Source organism: Litorivivens sp., assembly GCF_041625495.1.
Lineage (GTDB): Bacteria > Pseudomonadota > Gammaproteobacteria > Pseudomonadales > Spongiibacteraceae > Litorivivens.
Genome location: NZ_JBFJTH010000094.1, coordinates 1 through 14,913, shown reverse-complemented (window position 1 = coordinate 14,913; position 14,913 = coordinate 1). Strand labels below are relative to the sequence as shown.

At 52.6% G+C, this 14,913-nt stretch carries 14 protein-coding genes; 4 read left to right on the top strand and 10 right to left on the bottom strand.

Features of this window, described 5'->3' with window-relative positions; translation table 11 throughout:
* Positions 1 to 188: hypothetical protein (locus tag ABYP39_RS11805; RefSeq protein WP_372782703.1), on the top strand; the 188-nt coding region annotated here is incomplete at its 5' end.
* Positions 189 to 805: 617 nt separating this feature from the next.
* On the opposite strand, the gene ABYP39_RS11800 is transcribed toward ABYP39_RS11805, so the two are convergent.
* Together ABYP39_RS11800 and ABYP39_RS11795 are read right to left on the bottom strand one after the other, a co-directional pair.
* On the bottom strand, positions 806 to 1,897 hold the full coding sequence (locus ABYP39_RS11800; RefSeq protein WP_372749871.1) for a ParB/RepB/Spo0J family partition protein: 1,092 nt from the start codon (positions 1,895 to 1,897) through the stop codon (positions 806 to 808).
* Positions 1,898 to 1,910: 13 nt separating this feature from the next.
* Positions 1,911 to 3,206 carry an AAA family ATPase gene (locus ABYP39_RS11795; protein WP_372749872.1) on the bottom strand — a complete coding sequence of 432 codons (1,296 nt, stop codon included), beginning with the start codon at positions 3,204 to 3,206 and terminating at the stop codon, positions 1,911 to 1,913.
* 94 nt (positions 3,207 to 3,300) lie between these two features.
* On the opposite strand from ABYP39_RS11795, the gene ABYP39_RS11790 reads away from it, so the two are divergent.
* On the top strand, positions 3,301 to 4,452 hold the full coding sequence (locus tag ABYP39_RS11790; RefSeq protein ID WP_372782701.1) for a replication protein RepA: 1,152 nt from the start codon (positions 3,301 to 3,303) through the stop codon (positions 4,450 to 4,452).
* A gap of 510 nt (positions 4,453 to 4,962) precedes the next feature.
* Positions 4,963 to 5,286 carry a hypothetical protein gene (locus ABYP39_RS11785; protein WP_372749836.1) on the top strand — a complete coding sequence of 108 codons (324 nt, stop codon included), beginning with the start codon at positions 4,963 to 4,965 and terminating at the stop codon, positions 5,284 to 5,286.
* Between the two features lie 2 nt (positions 5,287 to 5,288).
* On the opposite strand, the gene ABYP39_RS11780 is transcribed toward ABYP39_RS11785, so the two are convergent.
* The 5 genes from ABYP39_RS11780 to ABYP39_RS11760 form a co-directional block, all read right to left on the bottom strand.
* Positions 5,289 to 6,323, bottom strand: a complete 1,035-nt coding sequence (locus ABYP39_RS11780; protein ID WP_372749835.1) for a zinc-binding dehydrogenase — start codon at positions 6,321 to 6,323, stop codon at positions 5,289 to 5,291.
* Positions 6,324 to 6,342: 19 nt separating this feature from the next.
* Complete coding sequence (locus ABYP39_RS11775) at positions 6,343 to 6,849, bottom strand: nuclear transport factor 2 family protein (RefSeq protein ID WP_372782699.1); 507 nt, start codon at positions 6,847 to 6,849, stop codon at positions 6,343 to 6,345.
* Between the two features lie 79 nt (positions 6,850 to 6,928).
* Complete coding sequence (locus ABYP39_RS11770; RefSeq protein WP_372759199.1) at positions 6,929 to 8,209, bottom strand: cytochrome P450; 1,281 nt, start codon at positions 8,207 to 8,209, stop codon at positions 6,929 to 6,931.
* A gap of 218 nt (positions 8,210 to 8,427) precedes the next feature.
* Entirely contained in the window at positions 8,428 to 10,023 is a 1,596-nt protein-coding gene (locus ABYP39_RS11765; RefSeq protein ID WP_372782697.1) for an AMP-binding protein, read from the bottom strand.
* A gap of 326 nt (positions 10,024 to 10,349) precedes the next feature.
* On the bottom strand, positions 10,350 to 10,850 hold the full coding sequence (locus ABYP39_RS11760; RefSeq protein ID WP_372782695.1) for a lactoylglutathione lyase family protein: 501 nt from the start codon (positions 10,848 to 10,850) through the stop codon (positions 10,350 to 10,352).
* A gap of 96 nt (positions 10,851 to 10,946) precedes the next feature.
* Between ABYP39_RS11760 and ABYP39_RS11755 the strand changes: the two genes are divergently transcribed.
* Positions 10,947 to 11,816 (top strand): LysR family transcriptional regulator, encoded by an 870-nt coding sequence (locus ABYP39_RS11755; RefSeq protein ID WP_372764564.1) that lies wholly within the window; start codon positions 10,947 to 10,949, stop codon positions 11,814 to 11,816.
* A gap of 71 nt (positions 11,817 to 11,887) precedes the next feature.
* On the opposite strand, the gene ABYP39_RS11750 is transcribed toward ABYP39_RS11755, so the two are convergent.
* The 3 genes from ABYP39_RS11750 to ABYP39_RS11740 form a co-directional block, all read right to left on the bottom strand.
* On the bottom strand, positions 11,888 to 13,162 hold the full coding sequence (locus ABYP39_RS11750; RefSeq protein WP_372782693.1) for a bifunctional O-acetylhomoserine aminocarboxypropyltransferase/cysteine synthase: 1,275 nt from the start codon (positions 13,160 to 13,162) through the stop codon (positions 11,888 to 11,890).
* A gap of 204 nt (positions 13,163 to 13,366) precedes the next feature.
* Positions 13,367 to 14,143 carry an SDR family NAD(P)-dependent oxidoreductase gene (locus ABYP39_RS11745; protein WP_372782691.1) on the bottom strand — a complete coding sequence of 259 codons (777 nt, stop codon included), beginning with the start codon at positions 14,141 to 14,143 and terminating at the stop codon, positions 13,367 to 13,369.
* Positions 14,140 to 14,913 (bottom strand): TIGR01777 family oxidoreductase (locus tag ABYP39_RS11740; protein WP_372782689.1); only part of this gene is annotated, 774 nt, incomplete at its 5' end. The genes ABYP39_RS11745 and ABYP39_RS11740, both read right to left, overlap by 4 nt.

Genomic DNA, 14,913 nt, shown 5'->3' with positions numbered 1-14,913 from the left:
TCGTCAGCAGGCATGACATCCTGCCCCCTCGAGAGAGCCTCCATGTTTGCATCACGGATTTCCTTCGCTTTATTGAGGATGGCTTTTGCTACAGCCCCATCTTGCGCCATTGTCTTTCTTATGACCCTGGCGAATCTGGTGGTCAGGTCGTTCACATCGGCAAAGGCTTTAACAATGGCCGGATCTAATTCAATTAGCGCCTTATAGTAAGACGCATTGGCCTTTGATATTCCTTCCGCGGCACTCAGCTGTTCCCACGCTGCGCCGGTATAAAACCAAATACCCTTAACCTACATGTAAATGATAGTTAGCCGCCGCGGTGCCATCTCTACCCCTATGCAACCCGACGTCATCGACCTACAAAGAAGTGGCTATGGCTGTGAGGCACCAGCACAAAGATGGTACAGGGGTAAAATTGGGAATGTTTTACACGACCTACAAATAGCTGGCCCAAACATCATTCAGTAAAGCTACATCCAGCAGAAAGGCAGGACTCCATCAGCCAGGTTATTCAATGCGCTCCCTCGCGCGGTGGAGGTAATAAGTATCTACACACGGAACTACACACTGTGTAAAAAACTCAGGCGGCGTAGGGTGCCGTCAAACGCCTGTAGTCCGGGGCTTTCAGCGTATAAGCGTCTCTCTTTACACACTTTCCACTATAAACACCACGTAGAACCTGCAACACGTTTCACACCGCACAGAAACAAAAAGCGGGACATTTTGTCCCGCTTAAAAATTCAGTTATTTTCCTTTATATTCATTGAGTTACGGCCATATTGAGGGCTAGGTTCGCCGGGCGAACCTAGCTAACGCCAGCAATGCGCTTCACCTGCTCCACCACCTCTTTCAATGCGGCCTCGCTCAAGCCTTTTAGCTCCAGCTTCACCGACTTTCCATCACGGGCGATGCTGTGTTTGACCTGACGGCGCCCATCAGGCGTCTTATAGACCACCGGCTTCTTCGGGGTAGGCCCGCCCTGGTTCTGGCTCTCGCGAGCTACTTTTCTCAGTCGCGTCATCACCTCTTCTGCAGTGGGTGGATCAATGCCCTTTTCGCTTGCAGCGGCTTTGAGCTTGGCCAGCTCACGTGCCGCATCGAGCAGTGCCTTTGCCACCCGCTCGTCGGTGTTCTGGGTTTTGCGAATCCACTCCGCGTTTTTACTGGAGAAGCTGTTCGGATCAGGAAAGGCTTTAACAAAGGCGCGGTCCACTTCTATCAGAGCCTTGTACCGCGACAGGGTGCTTTTGGTAATACCTTCTGCGGCAGCCAACTGCTCCCAGGTTTTAAACAGGCCCGACTCGATGTCGCGCTGGTAGGCGCGCGCGCGTTCAAAGGCGGACGGTGGCTTATGAACGTTTTCGGTACGCGACAGTACGCGGACATCGGCATCTGGAATATCACCCACCAACGCCAGATATTTGCGGCGAGTCAGCTTGGCACAAAACAGACGGCGGGAACCCTCGATCAACTCGAAGCGCCCCTCCCCTTTTGGCCGCAGCGTGCCAGGTTGCTGCTGCCCGTTTTTGATGAACGAGGGCAGAATATCCGACACCGAAGATTCATCGAGCAAATCCTGATCGCGCTCATTTTCTGGGGATACATCTACCAACTCGGTGTCGATTTCCTGTAACCGCAAGCGCACTTTAACGCCAGTCACCGGCATGGTTTTTTCGATTGAATCAGCGGAAGCTTTCAAGCGCTCGATCAGGTTGGACGACTTACTGCCAGGCGCCTCCCCTTTCGTAATAACGCGCGCCGCCACAGGCGGAGATACTTTGTTCTGCCGCACGCTGGTGCGGGTCGGTTTGTCGGGCTTTTTCTCGCTGGCACTATCCCCTATATCACCAGTGATGGCGTCGAGGTCTGCGTAGGGGCCGGGCTTCTTCGTAGTCATAACGTATCCTCCCTTAAATTCTGGCGGCGTAGCGATCATTCATGATGGGTGCCAGCACCGTGGTGCGAATTTCCTCAAACAGCGCATCGTATTCTTCGCGGGTGCGTTTCAGCGCCTTGCTGTTGTTGGTGTCGGCGGTGTTGATTTCATACACCGAGCGGAAACTGGTCGAGTGCTTCTGAATTTCATCCGACGCGGTGGCGTAATGAGTAAGCAGCGCGTTAGTGAAGGTCTTGCGTATCAGTACTTCCATAAACCGCGACGGTGCGTTGTTGTGAAACTTGGCGAGCAGAAAGTGCAACTGCGGCAGTGGCGGGTTGATGCCGTGCTCTATATAGGAATCGAGAATCTCCTCGATCATCGCGCAAAATTCAACGCTGCTGTTAAAGTCCAGCATCCCACAGGGCACCGGCGCGACAACCGCATCGCAGGTAGAAAAAATGTTCATCGTCGAGGTGTTGACCGAGGGCGTGCCGTCGAAGATCACCACATCGTAGTCATCGCCCAGGCGCTCTACCCCATTACGCAGCAAATCCATCGGGCTGTTAAGCTGAATACCCGTGAGGGACTCATAGGTGTTCGGGCTGCCGTGCATGATGTGGTCTGATTGCACTTCCAGCTCCAGCAGGTCGTTACAGGCCGGAATGATATCGATGTTTGGCCAGTGGGTAGGCCGGATACAATAGCGAAGATCCGACACCTTGCCGCCGTCGCCAAACTCCTCCTCTGCACCTTCGATATCCTGCAACAGAAACGGCGCAAAAGTATCCCAGTAGCCAACATCAGTGCGCGGCCGATAACCCAGCAGGAAGGACAAGCTCGCTTGGGGATCTGTGTCCACATACAGCACGCGGAAACCCCGCAGCGCCATATATTGACCGAACATCCAGCTTTTGGTGCTCTTGCCTACCCCGCCCTTCTGGTTCAGGAAACCGACAATCGCCATCCGGTCTCGTTTTGGCAGTCGCCCCAGCTTTTGTCTTATTTCCCAAACCTGCTCCAGCGTATAGCCTAACTTTACTGTCCGACCATTAGTTTCGCGGGTTGGCCTGTCGGGAATTTCACCCAGATCAATATAGCGGTGTATGGAGGAACGGGACATGCCCACCAAGTCGGCTACATCCTGTACACTGAAGCGGCGCTTGCAGGTGCGCTTGTTGATGAGGCCGAGCTGTTCGCGCTCGCCTTCGGTTAGCTCTATGCCTGAACTGGAGATATAATCCTCAAGGTTCTCCAGAATAGCGCGGCCGCGCTGTTTGTAACCCTGAACCTGGGACTTCAAGTCTTCTATATAGTTTGGAGTCGTCATCTCTGATCGCCCTATTGACGTTTTTAGCGGTGTTGTATACTGTTCCGGTATCGTAAAGCATTTTGCATACTTTTGGAGCGGTCCACATAAAAAAATGTCCAATCTGGCCGTCAAAAACACTCCGGAATTCCGGGAGCTGATTGCTCTAGCGGAAAGTGTGCCTGCCAGATCGACCGCGCCAACCAGCCCATCGCAACTCGCATCTTTGCTGAGCGCTAACGAAATCCTTTCTACTATTGCCCAACACGGGCTCGCTGCTGTTCCGCGCGATGCGATTAACCGGATTCCACTGGCAGAGATTCCGCTGTTGGGCGACACCCTGTTTGACCTATACGACCATTGCCGCGCATTGCATAGCGACACCGGGGCAGACCGCAACCTGTGGTTTTGTCCTTCACCACTGGTGCAGTCGGCTATTCCGGTAACGGCGCCAGATGGTGGGGTCACTCAATACCATTCTGTGAACGGTGATACCGAACTCACACTGTCGATTCCCATCGAGAAAGGGCAGGGCGATAAACGCCCAGGCCTACCCTACGGAATCCCCGGCAGACTCGCTCTGGCTTACCTCACTACTGAGTGCATCCGTTTACCGGAAGGCCGACTGGAGTTAACCGGCATTAAGAAGACGCTGGTCGAAAAAGTGTTCGGCCGAGTAGCTACCAAAGGCGAGCGGGGGGCCTTGCGCCGTTACCCGGATTCCATCGAAAGCTGGGCCAAAACCACCATTCAGATTTCCCGAAGCGCGTCTCTCACCGTTAACGGCGAGGGCGACAGCGAAGACATCGATGTGGTGCGTTACAAGCAGATCCCGATTGCGTCCGATGCCTTCCTCTGGAGCTCAAAAGGTTTTAACCGCAAGTCTGGTGGCTGGCTGCAATTCTCACCTGAGTTTCAAACCTTTGCCGCCGAGCATGCTGTACCCATCGATTACGAAGTACTGAATCAGGTGGCAGACCTAGACAGCCCGCATGCCTACGACTTGTACTACTGGTGCGTTTGGCGGCTGGATGCGCTTGAGCGTGCCGACAAACCGCTGGCCCGCATTACTTGGGAACAGATTCACCATCAGCTATTGAGCCAATGCTCCACCACGGCCGATGCTATACGTGAAGTGATGGATGCAATTGAGCAACTGAAATCCCGAGCCGGTATCACACTGCCCCTGCAGGCTGATCGTCGCAAAGGGCTGATCCTGCACCGCACCCCCGAACCCATCAAAGGCTCTGTTCCCCGACTGGCCTGAAATTTTTTTTCCCCTTTCAATAAATTTGCTAACACGAATGCCGGTCTGCGCACCTGAAATTCAGAAAATAGACCAGGGGATGCAAACATCTGTGGCTTCCCAAAAAATTTCCCAACCTGAAAATTTCTGGATTCTGTCACCCTTTCTGAGCTACCTCCCAGATTTACAATTCAAATGCGCTACCGTTCGAATTTATATTGGACACATTTTTTTCAAGGCGAAATTTATTTATCCAACAAGAGATAAAAAAGCGGGTTATCCACAGGGAAAGGATGACAGAGTCCCAAGAAAGGAAGACACAAACCACAGAAGGGGAGACACAATTGATGACAGGGCAGAATACAGCAAGCACCCGACATAACAGATTAAATCTTTTTATTTCAATGTGTTACGGTCGCCCATATACTACCCTCTATATCCTGTATCCTCCTTTAAGCTCCTGTCAGTAATAAGCTATAAAGTAACTTACTTACTGCCAGCAAAAACGCCACGTACACGGCGGGAATTTGAATGAAAGCCATACAGCTCATCAGCAAACTCACTCAGCAGGGCTATACCGACAGGGAAATTGCTGAAGAAATCCTCAACGAAACAACGGAAATTGACCTGAGGGCTAGGGTGGGCACAGAGCATTTCGATGACGCCGATAACTACCTTCCTCCACCTCAGGTACTTGCGCACGCAATACTTGATGGCACCTCAGTGACTGAGCTGGAAATGGCATTGGCGGAGTTCAACTTATACTGGCGTGACCGAGAAGAGGGTAGACCTGTGTTCGCGCACCAGTTGTTCTTGAGTCATTTGCAACGGCGGGCGCGAAACAGCGGCAACTGATGTTACTGGGATCTCGGGTCAACCACCGTGCGCACAGGTGCCGCAGGTCCAGACAACTCGCTCAGGGCCTTGCCAACTCCATTGAGCCCTATGCGCGCACCCACCCATTTACTGACATCCACACGACCATCGCAGATCGACTGTAGTGCCAACGCCATATCCTGGGGTTCCTCGCCTCCAGCAAAATGTACTGTTAGGCGTTTGTTCTGGGCAGCAAATATCAGGAACTGGTCCGGTTCCATGCAATAGCCGCCCATCACGATGCGAGCGCCGAAAGCGACAGATTGGATGATATTTTGAAGCAGGCCTGGCAGCCCCACGCATTCATAAACCAGATTGACCTGGCGCTGACCGAGATCGGGCAGGGGCTCGTACGCTGATTGTGCTTTTGGGTCGATGACGATATCTGCACCTGCATCAAGCGCGAGCAGACGTCGTGATTCGTGGAAGTCTGCCGCAACTATCGGGCCGATGCCCATCAATTTGAGACCCGCGATAACACCTAGTCCGATCGCACCACACCCGAGTACCAGCGCCACATCGTCTTTCGTTGGTGCGCCGCGGCGCGCATGCTCAAGCCCGACTGCCAGTGGTTCAGTCATGGCAGCGATGTCATCGTCCAGTTCCGCAGGTACTTCGATCATCAAGTTCTCATCGAGTAGCATGTATTCGCCAAAACCTCCGGGGCAGTGATTGTCGTAGCCAATAACGGCGTGCCCACCGTCTTTCAGCATTAACGGCATGGAGGTGACCTTGCTGCCCACTCGCAGCGGCTTGCGGCTGCCGGGACCATAATCCAGAATTTCGCCGACAAATTCATGTCCAGGAACAAAGGCCTTACTGAAATCGAGCGCGGCATAGGGCCCGCCGTGCTTTTTGCATAGCTCAATGACGTGCTTACCGGATGTTAGAAAATGGGAATCTGATGCACACATGCCACAGCTGTGTGTGCGAACGAGAACCTGGCCTTTTCCCGGGGTGGGATCGGGCATAGAGCCCACTTCAACCCGGCCGTCGATGAAGTAAGCTGCTTTCACTCGCGATTCCTCTAGGACATTAAGATTCGAATAGGTTCAAGGCGCTATAGGACGGATCAAGTCGGTCACGGCTGCCTTCACTTTGCGGCTGGCTCATGGGAGTTACTTCTCGGACTTCATCGAAATCTCGCAGAGCTTTGCGTTTAACTAGGCCCCAGCGGCCATCACGCTTTTCCCAGCGATCGATATAGCGTGTCCACACGGTTATCTGCTGTGTGGTTTCGCCCTGTTTCACGCGAAGGTTTGCGGTGACATAGGCTTCGCTGCCGGCTTGTTCGCCGTCGACGTTAATCAGGATGTTTGCGAGTTGATGGCTGTGGTGCAAGGTGTGCCGATGATTGTCACAGATAAGATCAATCACCCCGCGTCCGGGTCCGCGATAGAAATCCCCGTAGTCGGCGATTCCGTCATCGTGCCAGATGGAATAGCCAAGTGCCTCGTCGAGTCGGTCTACACTGCGGCAGTAGCGATAGATCAATTCGGTGATGTCTTGTTTATCGACCAGCGTTTGTAGCGATGTGGTCACAACTCAACTCCCTTTGCAATTTTAGCGCACAAAAGCCACTGCCCGCAGGAGGATTCCCGCCGGGCAGCAGCGGTATGGGTTAGGCGGGCGTGATATTGATATGCAGGTTGCTCAGGCCGCGAATGACGTAGCTGGTTTCATAATCTATACGGCGATCGTCGCCGCCGCCATGGTGGGTTTCAGACAGGGTAAAGTTGGCGGTCTTGTCCAGAATCTTATTGAGTATTACCCGGACTTCAGTGCGCGCCAGCGGTGCACCTATACAGGTATGCAAGCCCTGACCAAAGGCAACATGGCGGGTGTGGCGCTCGCGCTGCAATTGGAACTCGTCCGGTGATTCCCATCGCACCGGGTCGCGGTTGGCACCGGAGAGGAAAATAATAACGCGCTTGCCTGCGGGTATTTCGACACCACCAATACTGGCGTTGCGTTTGGCGAGTCGGAAAGTTGCCTTCACCGATCCTTCCATCCGTAGCATTTCTTCAATAAAGCCGTTTACTTTCGTGCGATCTTCGCGCAGCAGCTGCTGCAATTCCGTGTCTTCGGCCAGATAACGAATGGCATTGCCGAGCAGCTTTGCGGTGGTGTCCTGGCCTGCACCGAACAGGAACATCATGGTTTTGACCAGTTCAATATCATCTGGCACAGACCCGTCGGGAAAGCTGGCATTCGCCAGTTCGGTCATGATGTCGTCACGCGGGTTAGTGCGACGATCGGTCACGTAGTTGTAGAAGAATGTACCGCAGGTAATAAAGAAACTGCTGGGCTCTGCCTGGGCGTCGCTGTCTACGGCGGTCATGTCAAAGGGAGGTGGGCCGGCGTCGATGGCATCGCGGAAGGCATTCATGTCTTCGTCGGGTACACCCAGTAAGTCGGCGATAACCAGCGTTACATAAGGCGTTGCTACTTCGTTAATGACTTCGCAGGAACCTTTGGCCACCATCTCGGCGGCGATCTCATCCGCCAGTCGATCTATATATTCTTCGTTTTCCTTCAGCCGCGAGGGCGTGAAAATGCGTGAAATCAAGCTACGCAACGCCGCGTGGCGAGGGCCGTCGTAGGCAGCAACCATATCGCTGCCCAGGATTTCCGGTCGGTACTTTTCAATCTGCTCGGAGATATCGTCGCCTTCGGGCTCGAAGGGCAGGGGAGCGATACCGGCGGCGGTAGCAACAGAGGCGAAATCCTCTGAGTTGCGCAACACCTCAATGGCTTCTTCAAAGCCGGTTACATAGTAGAGATCTCGCTTTGGATAGTGATACACAGGGCCTTGTGCTCGTATGGTCGCGAGGTAGCTGTAGGGGTCTTTGAGCAGTGACAGGTCGGTAAAATAATCTCGGGTATCTACAGCGGTTGTCATCGTGTATTCCTACTTATTGTTTTGATTTGGCGTCGGGTGATCTACTGAACGCGGATAATTTTATGAAACTCAACGTTTCATTATTTCAACTGAGTTGAAGGAATAAATCAACACGGTTGTGCGTTAAAAGGCCGTAAGGAAAGGAATCCGCGCTTTGACAAGCGAGGGCGATAATGCAGGGGAAGGGCAGCCGTCAGGCTGCCCGGCTGAAGAGGTTGTTACTGTACGCCACGGCTGGCGTTACCCCAGTACTGGGCTTTCAGAGCTTTTTTGTCCGGTTTGCCAACTGGCGTGAGCGGGATGGAGGTGACAAAGTCGACCGATTTGGGTGCCTGTACCGATCCTTTGGCTTGTTTGACCGTGTCGATGAGAGACTGGCGCACGTCGTCGGTGCCGTCGACGCCAGGTTTGAGAACCACGACAGCCTTGACCGATTCACCCCAGCGCTCGTCTGGCACGCCAACCACAGCGACTTGGGCAACCGCTTCGTGCCCCGAAAGCACATCTTCCACTTCACGGGGGAACACGTTAAAGCCGCCGGTGACGATCATGTCTTTTTTGCGGTCGACAATATACAGAAAGCCCTCTTCATCAAACCGTCCGATATCGCCGGTATGCAGCCAGCCACCGGCAAAGGCTTCGGCGGTTTGTTCGGGCAGGCCTTTGTAGCCTTTCATTACCAGCGGGCTGCGTACGCAGATTTCTCCGGGCTCGCCTTCGGCAACCGGTTCGTTATTGTCATCCAGAAGCGCCAGATGAACCCAGGGAGCAGGACGGCCACAAGAGGCCAGTCGCTCGGGTTTGCTGAGGTCGTGATCCTTGCGCGACAAATTGGTCAGCACCATCGGTGCTTCCGACTGACCGAAAAACTGATAAAAAATCTGCCCCCACTTTTCCAGCCCCTGTTGAAGCCGGGCCGGGCTCATGGGGGAGGCGCCGTAGAAGATGCTTTCCATGCTCGACATGTCTGCGGTATCGGCTCGTGGTGAGTCCAGCAGCACATAGAGCATTACCGGTACGAGCATGGTAGCGGTGATACAGTATTTCTCTACCCAGTCGAAAAACAGATCGGGAGTAAAACCGGGTAATACATAAAATGCCCCGCCTTTTTGCAGCACGGGCACGAAAAACGCTGCCGCAGCGTGTGACAGCGGTGTGGCCATCAACATGCGCAGATCTTCCGGGAATTCCCATTCGGCAGCCTGAATCATGGCCATGTAAGCTGTGCCGCGATGGGTGGACATCACACCTTTGGGCTTGCCGGTAGTACCGCCGGTGTAGTTGATGGAGCCGAGGTCGTCCGGGGTAATATCGGCCGCAACTAACGGCTTGGGATCAAAGGTTTCCGCTAGCGCTAGATAGTCGGTACCAACGTCAGTGGGTCCGAAGGCGAGGAAGTGTTTGATGGTTGGTACGCGTTCTTTGAGTTTGGCGACGTGCTCGCCAAACAATTGAGGATCGAAAATCAGCACCTCAATTTCTGCATCCTGCAAAACATAAATGTGGTCATCGAGAGAGCCCATCGGATGTAGCGGCGTACCGATAAACCCGGAAATAGACATCGCGGCTGTATTTGAAAGAACCTCCGGGCGGTTACCGGATATGATGGCTGCGCGTGTGCCTTTGCCCAGACCTAGTGACGCCAGTGCCTGCATCAGTCTACTGGTGGTTTCTCGCATATCTCGATAACTGAGGATATGGTCATCACCCATAAACAGGCACGGACGGTCGTCGTAGCGATTCAGACCTTCAATCAAAAGATGGGGCATACAGACACCATCGTACAGGGTGGCGTTTTCTACGTTATTTGACATAGCGGTGTACTCGTCGTGGGTTGTGTATGTAGAGCCGGTGCAGGGTCACGCGGCGTGACAAAGGATTAGTGAAATATACTAGCCTGCCAGTGACGCCATAATCATTGCAAAATCGTTAGCTCGGCGGCGAAGTGAAAGCGCCTTGCTGGCAAACACGAATCGGTGGTTGAGGGGAAGTGGATGGGTAAGCTGGGTAGCAAGCACCCGTACGGCTGGGTGCTTGTGACCTGCTCCCAGCCTAGGGTTCAGGACCTAAGGCTGGCTTGGGGGAGTAGCAACGACGTCGTAAATTCCATTGCCCTTGGCAGGGTCGTGATCCCGAGTTCTTAATAGGCACCTTCGCTGTAGACCAGTTCATAGCTGTGGCTATAGATTTCCACGATATTCCCAAACGGGTCTTCCATGTAAATCATGCGATAAGGTTTCTCGCCAGGGTAGTAATAGCGAGGTTTCTCCATACGTTTTTTGCCACCGGCGGCTACGATGCGTTCAGCCAGCTCTTCAACGTTTGGGTCTTGCACGCAGAAATGAAAAACACCAGTCTTCCAGTATTCGAAGTTGTTTTCCGGGTTGGCCTGATTCCTGAACTGGAATATTTCCACTCCAATTCTGTCACCTGTTGACAGGTGTGCAATGCGAAAACTGCCCCAGCCTGGGCCAAACACGTCCGTGCACATTTCGCCGATAGCGCTAGAGTCCTCCTCTATTTCTGTTGGCTCCATGATCAAATACCAACCCATGACGCTGGTATAGAATTCAACAGCTTTTTCTAGGTCTGGCACTGAAATGCCAATGTGCGAAAAATTTCTTGGGTAGACATTACTCATAATCTGTTCTCCTTGTCTTAATGCTGGTGTGGAGTCTATAAGGTCTGTTAAATTACATAAAATTATCATTTGTCATCTCTATGAGTATATTTTGTAATGATAAATACGGTGTGGTTACACAGCTTTTGCACGCTGGTGGAAGTCGGTCATTTCACCAAAACCGCGGAGCGGCTGCATATGACGCAGTCCGGTGTCAGTCAGCATGTGCGTAAGCTGGAACAGCAGCTCGATGTCGAGTTGCTCGTTAGAAAGGGCAAGCAATTTTCGCTTTCCGATGCTGGGGAACGGCTTTACAGCGAGGCACGCGAAATCATCGCTGCTTTGTCGGATTTAGAGCAGCGTGTAGGTGAAGATCCACCGTATGAGGGTGAGGTGCGCGTGATGTCTCCGGGAAGCGTGGGGCTTAAGTTGTATCCCCAGCTCCTAGCGTTACAGCGGAAGCATCCGAAGCTCGTCATTGACTACCGCTTTGCACCTAATAGGGATGTAGAGTCTGCTATTGCTGACGCCAGGGCTGATATTGGCTTTATCACATCAAAATCCAGACGCGTGGAAGTACATAGCCGTCCTATTGCGCAGGAGCCACTGTTATTGGTAACCCCAGCTGGCATAGAGAACCCGAGTTGGAACACGTTGGTTTCGCTTGGGTTTATTGACCACCCAGATGGAAGTCATCACGCGGACCTGCTGTTAAGCGCCAATTACCCTGAATTTCAGCACAGCAATCTGCTCGAAAAACGAGGCTTCTCAAACCAAATCAGCCTGATTTTGGAACCGGTCAGTATGGGCTTGGGCTTTACGGTGCTACCGGCCCATGCGGTTAATGCATTTTCTAAACCCAGGCGTATTAAAGTACATCGACTGAAAAAGCCCGTGAATGAAACGCTTTATCTCTGCGTACAGCGACAAAAGGCGCTTAGTAAAAGGTTCGATACGGTTATTTCCGAAGCGGAAAATAATCTCTAAGAAATTTGGGAGTGCTGCAAAGCAGCGGCGGAGCAGGGAGAGCAAGAGGCTCTCCCTTTCATTGAGCGCTTTTATGCGGCCGCGTCTAAGGCTTGGCTGAGGTCGGCAAGAATGTCGTCTACATGCTCGATGCCAATGGATAGACGAACCATTTCCCGGCTTACACCCGCACTGGCAAGTTCTTTGTCGTCCAATTGGCGGTGGGTGGTGGAGGCTGGATGGCAGGCAAGACTGCGTGCGTCGCCGATGTTTACAAGGCGAAGCACCAGTTGCAGCGCGTCGATAAAGCGCGCTCCGGCTTCCTGACCTCCTTTAATACCAAAACTTAGAATGCCCGACGCTCGGCCCTGCAAGTATTTCTTAGCAAGCGAATGGTCTGGGCTTTCAGGCAAACCGGCATAGTTTACCCATTCAACTTTGGGGTGGTCGCGCAGAAATTCGGCTACTTTCTGCGCGTTTTCGCAGTGGCGATCCATACGCAGTGGCAGTGTTTCTATACCTTGCAGTATCAAAAAGGTGTTCATTGGGCTCAGTGCCGCACCGGTATTACGTAATGGCACCACGCGTGCGCGACCAATAAACGCGGCTTCGCCCATCGCCTCAGTGTAAACCACACCGTGATAAGCCGGGTCTGGCTCGTTGAGCATAGGGAAACGCTCCTTGTGCTCAGCCCAAGGAAATTTGCCGGAATCGACAATGATGCCAGCAACGGAGTTACCGTGGCCGCCCATGTATTTGGTCAACGAGTGAATAACGATATCAGCGCCGTGCTCAAAGGGGCGCCATAGATAGGGCGTGGCTACAGTATTGTCTACGATTAGCGGAACGCCATGTTGATGTGCGATCTCGGCCAGCTTCTCGATATCGACAATATTGCCCGCGGGGTTACCGATTGATTCACAGAAAACTGCTTTGGTCTTGCTATCGATCGCATTTGCCATCGCCTCATAGTCGTCGTGGCTCACAAATCGCGTTTCTATGCCGCGGCGAGGTAGTGAGTGGGCGAAGAAATTGTAAGTTCCGCCGTAAAGTTTACTAGTGGCTACGATGTTATCGCCTACTTCAGATATTGTCTCCAGGGCGTATTCAATTGCGGCCATACCTGATGAGACTGCCAATGCACCGACGCCGCCCTCGAGTGCGGCAACTCGCTCCTCTAACACGGCGTTAGTGGGGTTCATTATACGGGTGTAAATATTGCCCGGGACTTTCAGATCGAACAGATCTGCGCCATGCTGAGTATCGTCAAAAGCGTATGAGGTCGTTTGATAAATAGGCGTTACAACAGCATTGGTAGTCGGGTCTACATTGAATCCGGCGCGCACTGCAAGCGTTTCGAGTTTCATAACAGGTCCTTGTCATCATTGTTAATAAAATTAAATGAGTGCGCGAGTATAGCAGTACTCAGAGTGATTTGAAGGGGCTGAAGAAGCGTGTTTGTTTTACCGATCAGGCATAGTGATTAATGCAGAGCGAAGAGCCATTTCGTTAGTGCGTGAGAACGCGAACTCTGGTGTGTGCAAAAGCACGTTCGTGGTGGTGGCCACGATTCACCATGGAATCGTCGACCCGTCCCAGGCGAAAAAGCTTCCGGTGTCTTGCTCGGTCAGTTTATCTGTCACTGATAAGAAATAGCTGGCAGCTTGGTCACAACTGAAGAGCTTCTCGGATGGAACATTTTTTTGGAAGGGACGAGATAGTGCGCTGTCTGCGGTTCCCGGGTGATAGGCAATGATCGTTAAATGTGGTCGTCTGCGGCTTAATTCGACCGAAAGCGTTTTTATCAACATATTGTGGGCGGCTTTGGATGTTCGGTAGGCATACCAGCCCCCCAGCCGGTTGTCGCTAATGCTTCCGACCCGTGCTGAAAAGCTCACAAAGAGAGAGGGAATGTTTCTGGGTATATAGTTCACCAGCGCCTGAATTAAAAAAAGTGGTATGAGCGCATTGGTGTTAAACGCAGAATGCATTGCCTGCTGAGTGCAATCTTCTAGGCGTTTTTCTGGACGGATGTTCTTTTCATGCAATATACCAACACAATTACAGATGTATACTAGCTGACCGTCAACAGCTTCTATGTTACGTCCTAGGTCCTCTTGATCTTGGCTATTGCTTAGATCTGTCGACAGTACGCATAGGCGCTCGTCCAAATCTGCCAATGCTAACAATGCCGTGTTTGATTGGGCTGAACGCGACAATGCAAAAATGGCCGTCCAATGAGGTTGCCTTAATAGCGCTTTGACAATAGCGAGTCCGATGCCACCAGTTGCGCCGTTAACTAGAGCGATTGGTTTTTCGATATTGGCTATAGCCTCTCGCAGTGTCATTTGCGTTTCTCAAGAAGATCGGTAAGAGCGCTATCGATATCTGGGAACCTGAAGTTAAAGCCCTGGGCTTGTGCTACCTCAGGTATGACACGTTGACCGGTCGTTAATAGACTTGAGACTTCGCCCAAGAGTAATTTCATTGCCAAGGCTGGCATGGGTAGAATGGCGGGTCGCTTCAGGCAGTGACCTAGTGCTTTGGCAAAGTCACGATTTTGTACCGGTTGCGGTGCCGTTGCATTGACGACGGGTGCGCTTATTTGGCCTTCCACACAGGCCATAATCAGGTTGGTCAGATCGTCGATATGAATCCAACTAAACCATTGCTTGCCATGCCCGATTGGGCCACCTAGTCCTAGCCGGAAAGGGGGTAGAAGATTTTCCAATGCGCCCCCGGACCCAAGGACGACACCAAGTCGCAAGCAGATCACGTCAGTTGAAACGGATGCTTTCTGCGCGGCGGCCTCCCAATCTTTACACAGCGTGGCTGCGAAGTCGCTGCCGGCCTTGCCCTGCTCGTTCAGTGTTTCGTCGTCTCTGGCGCCATAGTAACCAATAGCCGATGCCGAAATAAAACGCTTTACGCACTGTGACTTGTGGATGTTGTCGACAAGATTTTCGGTGAGTGCGATGCGACTGTCACGGATGGTTTTTTTCTGTTTGGTGGACCACCGCTTGGTGAAGAGGTTTTCGCCGGCGAGATTGATTACTACGGTATAGGGCCAATAGTCTGCTTTCGTTCCTTGTGGTAGTCGATGAATGACTTTGACCTC

What these genes read in the sequence shown, in the direction of transcription:
- ABYP39_RS11750 (WP_372782693.1), bottom strand. Translation starts at nt 13,162, where the DNA reads ATGAAACTCGAAACGCTTGCAGTGCGCGCCGGATTCAATGTAGACCCG.
- ABYP39_RS11800 (WP_372749871.1), bottom strand. Translation starts at nt 1,897, where the DNA reads ATGACTACGAAGAAGCCCGGCCCCTACGCAGACCTCGACGCCATCACT.
- ABYP39_RS11770 (WP_372759199.1), bottom strand. Translation starts at nt 8,209, where the DNA reads ATGACAACCGCTGTAGATACCCGAGATTATTTTACCGACCTGTCACTG.
- ABYP39_RS11755 (WP_372764564.1), top strand. Translation starts at nt 10,947, where the DNA reads ATGATAAATACGGTGTGGTTACACAGCTTTTGCACGCTGGTGGAAGTC.
- ABYP39_RS11760 (WP_372782695.1), bottom strand. Translation starts at nt 10,850, where the DNA reads ATGAGTAATGTCTACCCAAGAAATTTTTCGCACATTGGCATTTCAGTG.
- ABYP39_RS11745 (WP_372782691.1), bottom strand. Translation starts at nt 14,143, where the DNA reads ATGACACTGCGAGAGGCTATAGCCAATATCGAAAAACCAATCGCTCTA.
- ABYP39_RS11795 (WP_372749872.1), bottom strand. Translation starts at nt 3,206, where the DNA reads ATGACGACTCCAAACTATATAGAAGACTTGAAGTCCCAGGTTCAGGGT.
- ABYP39_RS11785 (WP_372749836.1), top strand. Translation starts at nt 4,963, where the DNA reads ATGAAAGCCATACAGCTCATCAGCAAACTCACTCAGCAGGGCTATACC.
- ABYP39_RS11765 (WP_372782697.1), bottom strand. Translation starts at nt 10,023, where the DNA reads ATGTCAAATAACGTAGAAAACGCCACCCTGTACGATGGTGTCTGTATG.
- ABYP39_RS11790 (WP_372782701.1), top strand. Translation starts at nt 3,301, where the DNA reads ATGTCCAATCTGGCCGTCAAAAACACTCCGGAATTCCGGGAGCTGATT.